At 57.1% G+C, this 13,591-nt stretch carries 11 protein-coding genes and 1 pseudogene; 9 read left to right on the top strand and 3 right to left on the bottom strand.

The annotated features are described in order from the left end of the window. Positions 1-271 precede the first annotated feature (271 nt). The 5 genes from B9Z51_RS05740 (at position 272) to B9Z51_RS05760 (ending at position 8,111) form a co-directional block, all read left to right on the top strand. Positions 272-1,708, top strand: a complete 1,437-nt coding sequence (locus B9Z51_RS05740; RefSeq protein ID WP_146187690.1) for a hypothetical protein — start codon at positions 272-274, stop codon at positions 1,706-1,708. A gap of 77 nt (positions 1,709-1,785) precedes the next feature. Next, complete coding sequence (locus tag B9Z51_RS05745) at positions 1,786-2,568, top strand: CsgG/HfaB family protein (protein ID WP_199227468.1); 783 nt, start codon at positions 1,786-1,788, stop codon at positions 2,566-2,568. A 34-nt stretch (positions 2,569-2,602) separates the two neighbouring features. Further along, complete coding sequence (locus B9Z51_RS05750) at positions 2,603-4,600, top strand: hypothetical protein (protein WP_108372540.1); 1,998 nt, start codon at positions 2,603-2,605, stop codon at positions 4,598-4,600. A gap of 4 nt (positions 4,601-4,604) precedes the next feature. After that, the gene (locus tag B9Z51_RS05755; protein ID WP_108372542.1) at positions 4,605-6,260 is read left to right on the top strand and encodes a hypothetical protein; all 1,656 of its coding nucleotides are present in this window, start codon (positions 4,605-4,607) and stop codon (positions 6,258-6,260) included. A 39-nt stretch (positions 6,261-6,299) separates the two neighbouring features. Next, entirely contained in the window at positions 6,300-8,111 is a 1,812-nt protein-coding gene (locus B9Z51_RS05760) for a cellulase family glycosylhydrolase (protein WP_158272834.1), read from the top strand. A gap of 36 nt (positions 8,112-8,147) precedes the next feature. Here the strand turns inward: B9Z51_RS05760 and B9Z51_RS05765 are convergent, their stop codons facing one another. Together B9Z51_RS05765 and B9Z51_RS05770 are read right to left on the bottom strand one after the other, a co-directional pair. Continuing rightward, positions 8,148-8,321: a hypothetical protein gene (locus tag B9Z51_RS05765; RefSeq protein ID WP_233254833.1), complete on the bottom strand. Its 174-nt coding sequence runs from the start codon at positions 8,319-8,321 to the stop codon at positions 8,148-8,150. Positions 8,322-8,349: 28 nt separating this feature from the next. Further along, positions 8,350-8,691, bottom strand: a pseudogene (locus B9Z51_RS05770) (DUF4372 domain-containing protein); the annotation flags it as partial. Positions 8,692-8,830: 139 nt separating this feature from the next. Between B9Z51_RS05770 and B9Z51_RS05775 the strand changes: the two are divergent. Continuing rightward, positions 8,831-9,739: a serine hydrolase gene (locus B9Z51_RS05775; protein ID WP_233254834.1), complete on the top strand. Its 909-nt coding sequence runs from the start codon at positions 8,831-8,833 to the stop codon at positions 9,737-9,739. A gap of 352 nt (positions 9,740-10,091) precedes the next feature. Here B9Z51_RS05775 and B9Z51_RS05780 read toward each other — a convergent pair whose 3' ends face one another. Continuing rightward, a complete protein-coding gene (locus B9Z51_RS05780; RefSeq protein WP_108372548.1) occupies positions 10,092-10,736 on the bottom strand; it encodes an ATP-binding cassette domain-containing protein in 645 nt (214 codons plus the stop codon). A gap of 321 nt (positions 10,737-11,057) precedes the next feature. Between B9Z51_RS05780 and B9Z51_RS05785 the strand changes: the two genes are divergently transcribed. The 3 genes from B9Z51_RS05785 to B9Z51_RS05795 all read left to right on the top strand — a co-directional run. Next, positions 11,058-12,311, top strand: a complete 1,254-nt coding sequence (locus B9Z51_RS05785) for a sorbosone dehydrogenase family protein (protein WP_108372550.1) — start codon at positions 11,058-11,060, stop codon at positions 12,309-12,311. Between the two features lie 93 nt (positions 12,312-12,404). Beyond that, positions 12,405-12,719 (top strand): cytochrome c, encoded by a 315-nt coding sequence (locus B9Z51_RS05790; RefSeq protein ID WP_108372552.1) that lies wholly within the window; start codon positions 12,405-12,407, stop codon positions 12,717-12,719. Positions 12,720-12,771: 52 nt separating this feature from the next. Beyond that, a partial coding sequence (locus B9Z51_RS05795) for a TonB-dependent receptor plug domain-containing protein (RefSeq protein WP_158272835.1) occupies positions 12,772-13,591 on the top strand: 820 nt, incomplete at its 3' end.

Raw genomic sequence — 13,591 nt, forward strand, 5'->3', positions numbered from 1 at the left:
TTCAACAAAGTCAACCCCGCTTTACCGATTTACGTGGCATTGAGTTTGTCCAGCCTTTTGGGGCTGCTCGCGCTCCTGTCAGTGGGCAACACATTGGCTTCAAACACACCGACACCGACAAGGATGGCTTGTCAAAAGGCTGAACGGTCAAACCAGACTGACGGCCGACGGGTCTGCCACGACAAGCAGCTCATTGAGACCGAATTTGATGGGACTGTCTGAGCGTCTACATGCAAGCCAAGTTCAGCCAACAAGACAAGAAGACTCAGACATGAACGCTACGAAAAAAAGGATGGGCAGGGCCGCCATGTGCTGGGCCATCGTGACATTGACTGCATGTGGCGGTGGCGGCAATGGCAATCCAGGCGGAGACAGCAGTGGAGGCAGTGGCGGTAGTGACGGTAGTGGCAGTAGTGGCTACAGCGATCTCAGCTGCGCAGGGGGTGAAGCAGGCGGCGTGCAGGCGAGCGATGTGAGCCTGAACCTCAACGGCAGCGCAGTGTCGGTGTGCCAATACAGCTGGCCCGATAGCCGAGGCTTGCCACGTACCCTCTCGCTCAAAAAACAAGGCAATGGCAATCCTGGCAATGGCGGCTATGCAGTGCAGGCGACGTACAAAGGTGTAGACGGTCAGACGCTCATCACGGTCAATGCCGCAGCCGATGAGGCATTTGGTGGCTTTGGCTACTTTGTCTCGCATGAAAAATACCGTTGGTACGACGGCGCAAACACCATTGCCCAGCTGCATGGTGAAGACGACTCAGCGAGGGGCTTGACTTTGCCTTCCAAAGGCGGCAACAGCTTTCATGGCATTCGCCAAGCCCGACATCGAATTCAGCAAAACTACTACCGCTGGGGCACCACCAACGCCTGGGTCTGTCAATACGATGCCGACATGGGTCAATGCAGCAATGGCGAGACGCCCAAAGACCTGACACTGCACAAGCGCTATGACACGCCAGTCACCATTGACTGGTATATCGAGGCCGGAACCGATTACCCACGTATCGCCATTCACTACGACATCAGTGCCGTACCGCAAGCTGGTTTGGTGATGTTTGATGTGCGCGGCCCCTATGGTGCGATGGAGTTCGCCAACTCGGAGACACAAGCGCTCTTGCAGTCCGTGGTCTGGAAAGATGCGAGCAGAGTCTTTCGTACGCTCAATGCGCGAAACCCCTTGCACTGGAATACGCCGTGGCGCTGGAACGGTGTTGACGATGGGGTGAACCGCATGCACATCATGAGCACACAAAACGGATTTGAAACCGGTTTGCTGGCGGTCAACACGCAAGGCATTGAACCTGCGGGGCTGGCCCAGGACGACTATGCAGGCGGCTTTGGTAAAGACGTCAACAACGATATCAACTGGGGTGTCTCGCACCGAGACCAGGACTGCAGTGTGCTCAGTCTGGATCCTAAAAGTGGCTGTTATGAACTGCCTCTGAGCGGCGTTTGGCCTTATCAAGGGGCCAACTACAGCTATGTTGCCCACGACACACCCAGCACCAACAAATTGCTGGCATGGGGCTCGCATCAGCGACTGGGCAGCACCGAAGCTGGCATGTTTGGCGCCGCCGTGAAGTACGAAACCTGTTGGGGCCTGGATGCAGGCAAAGCCCTCTCGGGTGGCAGTGCCATGAAGCTTTACCAGCAAGCCGTGTTGCTCAAAGCTGGCAACGCCAAGGTCTGCGCCAGCAAATTTTGATTTCACTCCAGGAGAAAACCGTGAACACAAAATATCACTGCACATGTTCGTGGCGCTTGCTGGTCATAGGCACCGCCATGCTGCTCAGCGCCTGCGACAGCATGCCCATCAAGATGGGCGATGAAAGCGCCAAAATCGTGGCGACCGGCGCAGCAGGCGGCGACGCCAGCACCAATGCCAACACCCAGCTTGAAAAATGCAGCGAACCACTGGGCACCTTGTCACTGGTGGAAAACCAACAGTCTGAATGGTTCAGTGTCCTGACAGGCCAATACAAGCTGCCCCCTACCTCCAATTTGTTGCGATTGCTGGTGCAGCAAAGCAACTGCTTTGTGGTCGTGGACCGCAGCCGTGCAGGGATGCAGGCCATGAGCCGAGAGCGCCAACTGATGGACAGTGGTGAAACCCGCGCAGGCTCCAACTTTGGCAAAGGCCAGATGGTGGCATCCGATTTTGGTTTGACACCAGATATCCAGTTTTCTGCCGGAAACACAGGCGGAATGGCCGGATCGTTGGGCGGTTTGGTTGGGGGATGGGGTGGTGCCTTGCTGGGTGCTGCTGGCAGCATCCACACGCGAGAGGCTAACGTGTTGCTGACCCTGGTGGACAACCGATCGGGCGTGCAAATTGCAGCGGCCGAAGGCAGTGCCAAGAAGACCGACTTTGGTGCAGCCTTCGGCGCTCTGTTCAGCGGGGCAGGTGCAGGCTTGGGTGGCTACAGCAACACACCACAAGGCAAAGTGATCGCAGCGGCCTTCATGGATGCCTACAACCAGACGGTCAAGGTCCTGCGTAACTACAAACCGCAGCAAGTCAAAGGCGGTTTGGGCAAGGGCGGAAAGCTCAAAGTGGGAAATTGATATTCAAACAAAACACATCCATCAGGGAGCACCTATGAAAAACATCTATCGGTATTTGAGCGCCATGGCATTGGCCTCGCTGGTCGCCTGTGGGGGCGGAGGAAGCGGTAGCGCAGACACCGGCAACAACAATGGCAACAACAACAGTGGTAACGGCAGCAACAACATCGCAGGCGACTGTGCCGTGCTGTGCGTGCAAAGCCTGACAGCAGACAAACTGGCGCTGCTCAAAGGCGACAGGCTCAATGTGAGAGCGGTATTGGGAGGTAGTCTCAAGGACAAAGCTACCTACAGCTGGGACATGGGCGATGCCAGCGCGGCATTGACCAGTACCCAAGTCAGCAACTACAACTATGACGCCCGAGTATCCAGGCCAGACAACATGTTGCGCATCACCTTGACCGTCAACGCCAAAGACGAACAAGGCAATCCTTATACCGCCAATCGCCAAATGCAGGTCAACGTGATGCAGGCGCAAACCGTGATCACCAGTGGCAACACCTTGGCCCAGTTTGCGATGGCCATTGACACAAGCGGCAAACTGCAGACAACAGCCAGAGGTGATGATTTAGCGCCTCACGGGCTGGGTTTGACCGCGGGGTTTTATCAGCAGGGTGCTCTGTCAAATTTTATGAATTCGGAATTGCCTTCATCCACGGCACGCAGCGTCTACGGCTGTCTGTTTGATGAATCCTGCAGTCAATCGTTTGTGGTGACGCAAGATGATCGTCTGCTGGCAACAGGGGATGACGACGTTCAGGCAGAAACGCGCAGCACAGGTGTCAGTGGTCGCCCTGATATGTGGGGCGATGCACTCGACAGCAATGATCAGCCCTTGCGCAACATTCGCCATGTGCAAAGTCGAATGGCGGCACTAGGCTCCAGCAGTTATGCCTTGCGTGCAGACGGTGCGGTGTTTGCCGCAGGCAACAACGACAGCGGTCGTTTGGGCATTGGCAGTGTCAGTGCCCGCAGCGAACGATTTGCGCCCATGCGTGACAGCCAAGGGGCGGTCACAAACGCTGTACAAGTGGCAGCCAGCGCAGGCAAGGTGTATGTGCTGCGCAGCGATGGCAGCCTGTGGGCTGCTGGCAGCAACAACCCCGGCGTGGGCGGTGGCCTGGGCATCGCCAGCGACGACAGCAGTGACCGCATGCAACTGGTGGCCACCAAAGACAATGCCGGTCAGCCTCTGAACAATGTCCGGCAGATCGCCACCGATGCCGATGGCTCAGTGTTTGCCGTGCGTTGGGATGCCAGCCTTTGGGTTGCAGGCTACAACACCCACGGCAACCTGGGCTTGAACAGCACCAGCCTGGGTGACATCGAACAGGGCTTTCGCCCCGCCCTGCGCAGCGATGGCCAAGTCATGACCAATGTCAGTTGGGTCATCCCCAACCGCACGGCTTATTACCACCAGACGTTGGTACGCACCCAGGACGGTGCCCTCTGGTTTGCAGGTGAAGCCGCCAGTGCTTATGGTGTGGCTGCAGCCGATACCCCCTCAGATGATGCCGCTTTGCGGTTTGCCCCGGTGCGCGACAAACTGTCGGGTGTGCCGTTGAGTCAGGTGGCCGCAGCCGACTTTGTCAAAGGCAATTTCAACTATGCATTTTTAAGCGATACCCAAGGGCATCTGGCTGTTTTGGGCAGCATTCAAAACACCGGTATGGCCTATGCCGTGGCCGACCCGCTGGACACCTTGAGAAATCGGCCCCTGAGTGGACAAATCATGCCCACACGCTTTGCCAACTGGAAAGGCCAGGGCGGCTGGCTCAATGACCGCTCAAGCATTCTTCAAGCCGTCAACGATCAATACAACGGTTTGACCCTGGCGTTGACCGACACAGGCAACTCGGCAGCACCCACGATATGCAAATTCAACGCCAGCGACACCGTGCTGGTCGCCATCGGCTGCGACGGTCAGTTGTATCTGGCGGCAGACAGTGCCAACCAGTACGCCGTGTCCTCGGCGCTGGTGCCCATGTTCCCGTCCAACAACGGCCTGCGTTTCAAAACGGGTCAGGAGTGATGTCATGCACCATCTTTCAACCATGAAAAAACGTCTGATCGCCAATCTCGGTCTGATCGCCAGTTTGTTGCTCTGTGCTTGTGGCGGTGGCGGTAGTGATGGCGGCAGTGGCGGTGCATCAGCGGGCAGCTACGCCATCGGCGGCAGCGTCACGGGTTTGAGTGGCAACGACAGTGTCAAATTGCAAAACAACGCAGGGGATGAACTCACCCTCAGCGTCAGTGATGCGGCCAAGCCCTTTGTCTTTGCCACCAAGGTCAGTGGGGCCTACAGCGTCAAGGTGCTCAGCGCCCCGGCGGGTAAAGGCTGTGCCGTCGCCAACGGCAGCGGCACCGCCAGTGCGGACGTGACCAACGTACAAGTGAGCTGCGATGCATTGGCCGTCAGCGGCCCTGGCCGCGCAGTGGTCAACACACGCTACAACTACAGCGCCCAGGTGGGTCAGCAAAGCGCCGTCGATTGGCGCTGGCAATGGGGTGATGGCAGCGCAGACAGCAGCAGTGATCGTGTGCAAAAGGTCTGGAGCAGTGCAGGCAGCTTCCGTGTGACCACCAGCGCTACGGTCAACGGCAGTCCCATGAGTCGCAACACCGATGTGACAGCAGTAGACCCGATTGCTTTGGGCATGGGGCACAGCTGTGCACTCAAGGCAGACGGCACGGTGCTTTGCTGGGGAGCGAATATCTATGGGCAGCTTGGAGATGGTTCCAACAACCAAGGCGTCCAGCTTGTTCAAGCCATGAGCAATGCGCAGGCCGTGGTCGCTGGCAATTTCCACACCTGCGCCTTGAAAACAGATGGCTTGGTGTTTTGTTGGGGCTATAACCACGAAAGCCAACTCGGTGACGGAACGACCAACAACAGAAACAGCCCAACCCAAGTACCGGGTTTGAGTGGTGTCGTCGCACTTGCGGCAGGTGCCAAGCATACCTGCGCACTTCAAAGCGATGGGAAGGTGGCGTGTTGGGGGTTGAACACTGCAGGACAGCTGGGGGATGGCACATTCAACAACCAGAACAAGCCCGTCACCGTGCCTGCATTGGCAAGCGTTGTGGCTTTGGCTGCGGGCGGGACGCATACTTGTGCGCTCAAGCTCGAAGGCAGTGTTGTGTGTTGGGGAAACAACATATTTGGACAGTTGGGAGATCAATCCAATGCCAACAGTTCACGCCCTATCCCGGTCTATGGACTCAGCGGTGTGGTCGCTGTAGCCGCTGGAGGTGGTCATTCATGTGCACTCAAAGCCGAGGGCACCGTTGCTTGTTGGGGGTGGAATGCATCCGGGCAGTTGAGTATCGGCAATGGGCCTGACCAAAACCAACCCACCATGGTGCCGGGCTTGACGGGAATTGCCGCCATGAAGGCAGGCTATGGGCGAACGTGTGTCCTCAAAAGTGAGGGTGCCATGGTCTGTTGGGGTGGCAATACTTTCGGTCAACTCGGCAATGGTGGTGTGAACGATGTTCCAAATCCAGTGATGGTTTTGGACTTGAACGATGCCGTAGCGATGGCCATCGGTGATGAACATACCTGCGCACTGCGCAGTGGTGGGCTCATGAGTTGCTGGGGGCGCAACAACTATGGCCTGGTGGCTGATGGCCACACCACGCAAAGCAACAAACCCATTTCCGTCAGCAGCGGCCCGGTGTTCTGGAAATAAGCCATGTACCGTTCAAATGTCCACCACCAAAAGATGCCCATGACCACTCAGCGACTCATGCACGATTGCATCCCACAACTGCTGACCCGATTAGGTTGGCTGGCCAGTATGTTGCTCAGCGCTTGTGGCGGTGGTGGTGGCCTTATGGATTCTGCCCCTGTGGGTGCTTACACCGTCGGCGGCAGTGTGTCGGGGTTGGCGGCGGGTGACACCATCGTGTTGCAAAACAACGGCGGCGATGACCTGAACGTGAACGCCAACGGGGCGTTCACGTTCAAGACACCATTGGCGTCAGGCTCCGGCTATAACGTGATTGTCAAAACGCAGCCACCGGGAACGTATTGCGCATCAGGTGCTGATTTGGGTGCGGTGCTGGATGCGCCGGTGACCACGGTCAGTGTGTTGTGCAAGAAAGCCTATGCCTTGGGTGGTGTGTTGAGTGGGCTGACTGCGGGGCAATCGGTCAGGCTGCGTGTCAACGCGCTCAGTCCAGGCTTCATCACACTCAGCAGCAACGGTAGTTTCAGTTTGGGTGAATTCCCACAAGGCACGTCTTACAGCGTGGTGGTCACCGCCTCGCCTCAGGACCAGGCGTGCTCGGTTGCCAATGCCTCGGGTGCCTTGGGTGTGGCGGCGATCAGCAACATCAACATCCAATGTGCTGCAGGCTTCAGCGTGCGCGGCTCGGTCAAGGGCTTGATAGGCGATGGCTTGGTGTTGCAAGCCAACGGGGCCAAGGAACTGGCCATCCCGGCTGGGGCACAAAACTTCAGTTTTCCTCAAGCTGTGGATTTGGGTGCCTCGTTCTTGGTGAGCATCAAAAGCCAGCCCGTGGGGCAAACCTGCATGGTCAATCAAGCGGCAGGTCAGCAGGACAAGGCAGGTTCTGTAGCTGTGCAGTGCGTCAACAGCATGACCTATGCCAGTGGCTTGCCTTTGCGAGGACTCTCTGTGTCTGGTGGAGAGTGGGGGTCGCGCAATGCAGAACCTCCTTACCCCACGAAAGCTGAGGCGGACTATTTTCAGAGCAAGGGCATGAACATGTTGCGCATCAATTTTGTGTGGGAGCGCATGCAGCCGGAGTTGTACAAAGCACTGGATGCCAACGAACTTGCGAAATTGAAAGCCTCTGTCAAGGCCGGCACGGACAACGGACAGACGGTGCTGCTCAATCCACACAATTTTGCGCGTTACGATGACCATGTGATTGGCGACCCCAATGACCTCACTGTGCCCAACAGCGCATTTGCAGATTTTTGGTCCCGATTGGCCGTAGTTTTCATGGATCAGCCACTGGTCCAATTTGGCCTGGTCAATGAGCCTTTTGATGTGCCCACAGCGCAATGGGCCAACACGGCGCAAGCGGCAGTGACGGCCATCCGGGCCACAGGGGCAGGTCACCTCATCACTTTGCCCGGCAATGGCTGGACCAGCGCATGGAACTGGTTTGACAACCAGAATGATCGCTACATGCCTCAAGTGAAAGACCCGCTCAACCGCATGGTGTACGAGGTTCACCAATACCTCGATCAATTTGGCGGTGGTGATCAAGCACAATGCAGCAGCACCAGCGCGGGCGTGGATCGACTGACGCCCTTTACCCAATGGCTCAAAGTCCAAAAAGCCAAAGCCTTTTTAGCTGAGTTTGCAGGCCCCAATACAGCCACCTGCAAAGCAGCTGTACAAGGTTTGCTGGACCACCTGAACCTAAACGCCGATGTCTGGACAGGATGGGCCTGGTGGGCTGGCGGGCCATGGGCACCCGGATCAGGGGGATACCAAAATTCGATTGAACCCGAAAATGGCCAGGACAAACCCCAAATGGGTTGGTTGCAGCCCTATCTGAAATGACTCGGCGACCTCAATCGCAAAAGCATCTGGGTGGGGTCAATTGGCGCTGCGCCCGAACACGAACTTCATCACCACGATGGCGCCGGTCAAGAACACCATGGCAGCATTGGCCACGGTCAGTGGCAAATCACCGATCATGAGTCCATAGGCCAGCCACATGCCCAAGCCAAAGGTCAAAATCAAATAGGAGGCGAGCGAGATGCCGCTCACATCCTTGGTTTTCCAGGTGTTCCAGACCTGCGGCATACAGCGGGCGCGCCATGGCGATCAGGTGTTGCGCGAAGTCGGCGTAGATTTGCCAAGGCCGGGTTGCATTGGCGTTGGACAAGGTGTTGCGAGAAACTGTCTTGCAGCGCAGTCCCATGTGATAAAGCCGCTTGGCTTGAGCACGCAAATTGACCTCGATGTCGCGCAAAGACTCGCGGTAGGTCAACTGAGCAAAGGCCATGGTCAAGAACTGGTCCATGCAGGTGAAATATTGAACCTTGTGATCGCCTCGGTGCTTGGCAACGCAGCGGCGAAACGTGCTCAGCGGCAAGAACGCCATGAGTTGAGAAAAAACAAGCTTGCCTTGGTTCATTGGGGTCCTTTGCGTGCGAACGCAAAAGACCATAAGTTATGGAATCGAAGTTCAAATCGAGACCAGACTGAAATGCCAAAAAACCAAGGTAAATCATTAACTTACGAAGCCCTGATATGAAAACGTTGGGACACTACTGTTGTTGGATTACTTTCCTGGCTACGCCAGCATGCAGGTGGGCGTGCCTTTGGCGGATGGCAAGTTCTCGCTGGAGCCGCAAAAGCGCCCCATCTTGATCCATGACATGTTTCGTCACACCTCAGGCATCACTTATGGCGGGCGACCCGATGGTGACAGCCCGATTGCCGCAGTGTGGCCCAGCGGCGGTGCGGCTTCTTACATGGGCACAGCCAAGGAGTTCGCCGAAGCTCTGACCAAGCTGCCGCTGGTGTATCAGCCCGGAACGGTGTTCGAGTACAGCTTGTCGGTTGATGTGTTGGGCGCCGTGGTCGAGAAGGTGGCGGGTAAATCGCTGGGCGAGCATTTGAGCGAGACCGTCTGGAAGCCGCTGAAGATGGAGAACACCACCTTCAGGCTCAGCGATGCGCAGCGCGCCAAGGTGGCGCAGCCTTTCCCGCTCAACCCGCTGGACGGCAAGCCCCAGAGCATTGTCTGGCTCGACAAACAGGCCACTTTTGACTGCGCCGGTGCCTGCGCATTTGGCACCATGGGCGATTACGTGCGCTTTGGTCAAATGCTGATCAATGGCAGCAGTCTGGATGGCAAGCAGGTGCTCAGCCCCGCTTTTGTGCAGTTGATGACCAGCAACCATTTGGGCGCAGGCATTCAAAACCGTGTGGCGAACGTGGAGCCTCACCGCGAGGGCTACGGCTTTGGACTGGGCGTGGCAGTGCGCCTGCAGCCCGGCTTGGCGGCGGTGCCAGGCAATCCGGGTGAATATTCTTGGAACGGTGCCAATGGCACAGGCTTTTTCGCAGACCCCAAAGAGCAATTGGTGGTGGCCTTTGGTACTGCTGCTCCGGGCGAGTTGCGCAAGTACTACCGCGAGCAGATGCAAGACCTGATCTATGGCGCATTGAGACATTGAGCGATTGAGCCATGAAGCGGGGGCGCTGGTCGTTTGGCTTTTGCAGCGCCCAACTTGGGACCGACATGGGTGGTTCGGCGCAGGCCCATGTCGGGGTCTTCGACCACCGACCTGAAAAACACAGCGCCCTCGTAGGTCGGCACTCGAAGAGTCCGACATGTGCCCGATCACCCACAAGCGCCCAAACTGCCGCCATGGGCCGATAACAAAAATATTGAGGTCTTCGACCACCGACGGGGGAAGTGGGGTTTGGCAGGTCGGTAGCTTCAGCTCCGACTTGGCGCAACCATTACAGACTTCTGTGTGCCGAATCCATCAACGTGCGAAGCTGGTGTGCGAGCCTTTGCAGGGCTCACAGAGCCAGCACACTGGCCAGCGTGACATCACCGGGCGCTTCGTAGTCGGCCACGATCCAGGTGCGGCTGGGGTGGTGGGCCGCTTCATTCAGGAAGCCCTTGATGGCCCGGATGGAGGCCAGGTCCAGGGCGACAAAGGGCTGATCCAGCAGCGTCACGGTGGCACCTGAAGCCAGCCCAGCGGCAATCATCACTTTGCGGCGACTGCCGGCTGACAGCATGAACAGCCGCTTTTGGCTGTGCTGCACCATGTCGAGTTCTTCGGCCAGCTCTTGCAGCAGCGCGTCGTCCCAGTGGGGGTAATGGGCGCGCATGGCGTCCCAGCACGCTTGCACGCTGGTTTCGTCGTGTTTGGGTGATTGCAGGTCGCACCAGAACACGTCCTGTCGGTAAGCGCTGGCCTGTTCGGGCCACGTGGCGCTGGCTGTGGCAAGTTGACCGTGGGTGGGTGTCAGGTCGGTGGCCAGCAAGCGCAGCAGACTGGTTTTGCCTGTGCCTTCGTCGCCGGTCACGGCGGTGATGCCGCAGGGGATACGCAGGCTCAGTGCATGGCAAAGTGGTGAAGGGCCATGGCCGCCGGTGAGGTCAGTGATCTGAAGAACAGTTTGATTTGCGGCTGTCTGAAAAGTGTGTTGGACCATGTTGCTGAGTTGTATTGTTTGCGGCGATAAATGTCCATCAAATCCAGCGAGGTGATTTGAAATTTTGTGAAGGAACTTCATGATTCAATTGAATTTTTTTGTTAAAAGTTGAGCTTCAGCAAGGGGTATCAAATTTTTTTCTGAAGTGTCAGTAATTAATTTCAGTTTTTATTGCAAACAGTCACATGGGTGTCTGTTTTAGCAGGATGGCTAGGGTTACTGCTAGGTAATTTCGTTCCTTACCCAATCTTACGATGCGTGCGGGGAATGTTCCCTTCAACTGATTAAAGGTACCTTGTGAACTTGATCAAACTCTCTGCGATGACCCTCGCTGTTGCTGCGCTGGCGGTCTCCAACGCTTCTGCCCAGGACAAAAATTTGTCCACGCTCCAACGCATGGGTAACACGGCTACAAATATGAATATTCCCGTTGTGCCCCAAGAAGGCAAGAACGCGGATGCCATTCGTGCCAACCTGAAAAAAGTCAAACTCCCTGACGGTTTCAAGATTGACCTCTACGCTGTGGTGCCCGATGCGCGCTACATGGCCGTTGCGCCCTCCACAAACATGCTGTTCGTTGGCACCCGCAAGACCACCGTCTGGGCTGTGACCAACCGCAACAACGGCGACGCTGCGACCGAAGTCAAGGCCTTTGCACCTTCGATCAAGTTCAGCAACCCCAACGGTGTGTGCTTCACCAAAGACGGTTTCCTGGTCGTGGCTGAATCCAACCGCATCATGCATTTCCCTGCTGCCGAATACTTCTATGAAGGTCCGGACGTTGCTGTCGATATGGTGGTTCCAGAAGGCAAGCTGATCCCGGTGGAAGAGCAATCCTTCAACCACACCGGTCGCGTTTGCAAGGTTGACAAAGACGGCAAGATCTTTGTGACCATGGGCCAGCCTTACAACGTTCAGCCCAAAGACAAAGTCGAGCTGTACGAGCAACTGGGCATCGGTGGTGTTCTGCGCTTCAACGGTCTGGACGGTTCCGGCCGCACCGTTTACTCGAAGGGCATGCGCAACCCAGCAGGCATCTCTATCGGACCAAAGGGTGACATCTGGGCCACTGACAACCAAGTCGATGGTTTGGGTGATGACATCCCACCAGGCGAGTTGAACAAACTCACCAAGGCTGGCGAGCACTTTGGCTTCCCTTACTACAACGGCCGTTTCAAGGTCGCGGGTTCTGCTGCTGCACCTGACCTCAAGGACATGAAAGAGCCTGCTGGCGCGATCTATCCTCAAGTCGAGTTCCCAGCGCACCAAGCGCAACTGGGCCTGACCCACTACACCGGCAAGGCCTTCCCTGCGAAGTACCAAGGCGGTTTGTTTGTGGCTTCGCACGGTTCGTGGAACCGCAGCACGCCCAGTGGCTACCTGATCAACTACGTGCCGATCAAGGCCGACGGCACAGCAGGCCCATCGGAAGTCTTTGCTGACGGCTTCCTGGACAAGACCACGGGTCGCGCTTTGGCTCGCCCTGTGGACGTGGCCAACTTGCCAGACGGCTCCATCTTGGTCTCTGACGACTACGCTGGCGCCCTCTACCGCATCAGCTACGTGGGTAACTGATAGGGGTTGATGCAGGCTTGGGCGTAAGCCTGGGTCTGCGTTGATTTTGCTTCGGGGCCTCCTGGTGAGGCCCCGTTCATTGAAGGTGCTGAGATGAAAAATATTTTGTTGATTTTGATGATGGCGGTGATGTCCAGTTGCTTTGCTGACGACGTCACCTCTGGTAAGGCGAAAGCTGATGTGGCCTGTGCGCTGTGCCATGGCCCCAATGGAATCGCGACGCTGCCCAATGCCCCCAATTTGGCTGGGCAGCAGGCGTTTTACGTGAGTGAGCAGCTCAAAAGCTACCGCAGTGGTCAACGTCAAAATGCCGTCATGGGTGTGATTGCTAAACCACTGACTGACGCTGAAATTTCTCAGCTTGCGGCTTGGTACAGCGCCATCAAAGTCACGGTTGAGCTGCCTTGATCAAAGGCGTTGGAATGTCATCGAATGAACGATTGAGCAAGGAAGCCAAAAAATGAAGCATCGAATTTATTGGGGTGGTGTTCTGGGTTTGTTGAGCAGCGCTGCTTATGCGCAAAGCTCCGATGAAATCACGGTTCAAAGCGGGCGCCTGGCGCAAAAACAGTTCGATGCCCCGGCCTCGGTGCGGGTGATTGACGGCGAGTCGATCCGCAACGCAGGCGCTCAGGTGAATTTGTCCGAAGCACTGGCCCAGGTGCCCGGCGTGGTGGCGCTCAACCGCAACAACTACGCGCAGGACGTGCAGATTTCGATTCGCGGCTTTGGCTCGCGCTCGGCCTTTGGTCTGCGTGGCATCCGCCTGATCACCGACGGCATTCCCGCCACCACGCCTGACGGACAAGGCCAGGCATCGACGGTGAGCCTGACCTCGGCCGAACGCATCGAAGTGCTCACCGGGCCGCTGGCGCAGCTGTACGGCAACTCGGCAGGTGGCGTGATCCAGACCTTCACCCGCGAAGCCGGGGACCAGCCGCAGCTGGATGTCTCCACCACGATGGGCAGCTACGGCCTGCGCCGTCATGACGTGCAGTTCAGCGGTCGCACCGGCCAGGTGGGCATCGTGGCCGATTACAGCACCTTTGACATCGACGGCTACCGGAAAAACAGCGCTGCTGAGCGCAAACAATTCAACGGCGTGCTGACCACGCAGCTGCAAGACGACACCAAGCTCAAGCTGGTGGCCAACATGTTTGACATGCCGATGGCGCAAGACCCGTTGGGCTTGACGGCGGCGCAGTTGAAAGCTGATCCGCGTCTGGAAGGCACCAATGCGCTGGCCAACCGCACGCGCAAAGTTGTTTCGCAAAACCAGC

It is taken from the genome of Limnohabitans sp. T6-5, assembly GCF_003063315.1.
Lineage (GTDB): Bacteria > Pseudomonadota > Gammaproteobacteria > Burkholderiales > Burkholderiaceae_C > Limnohabitans_A.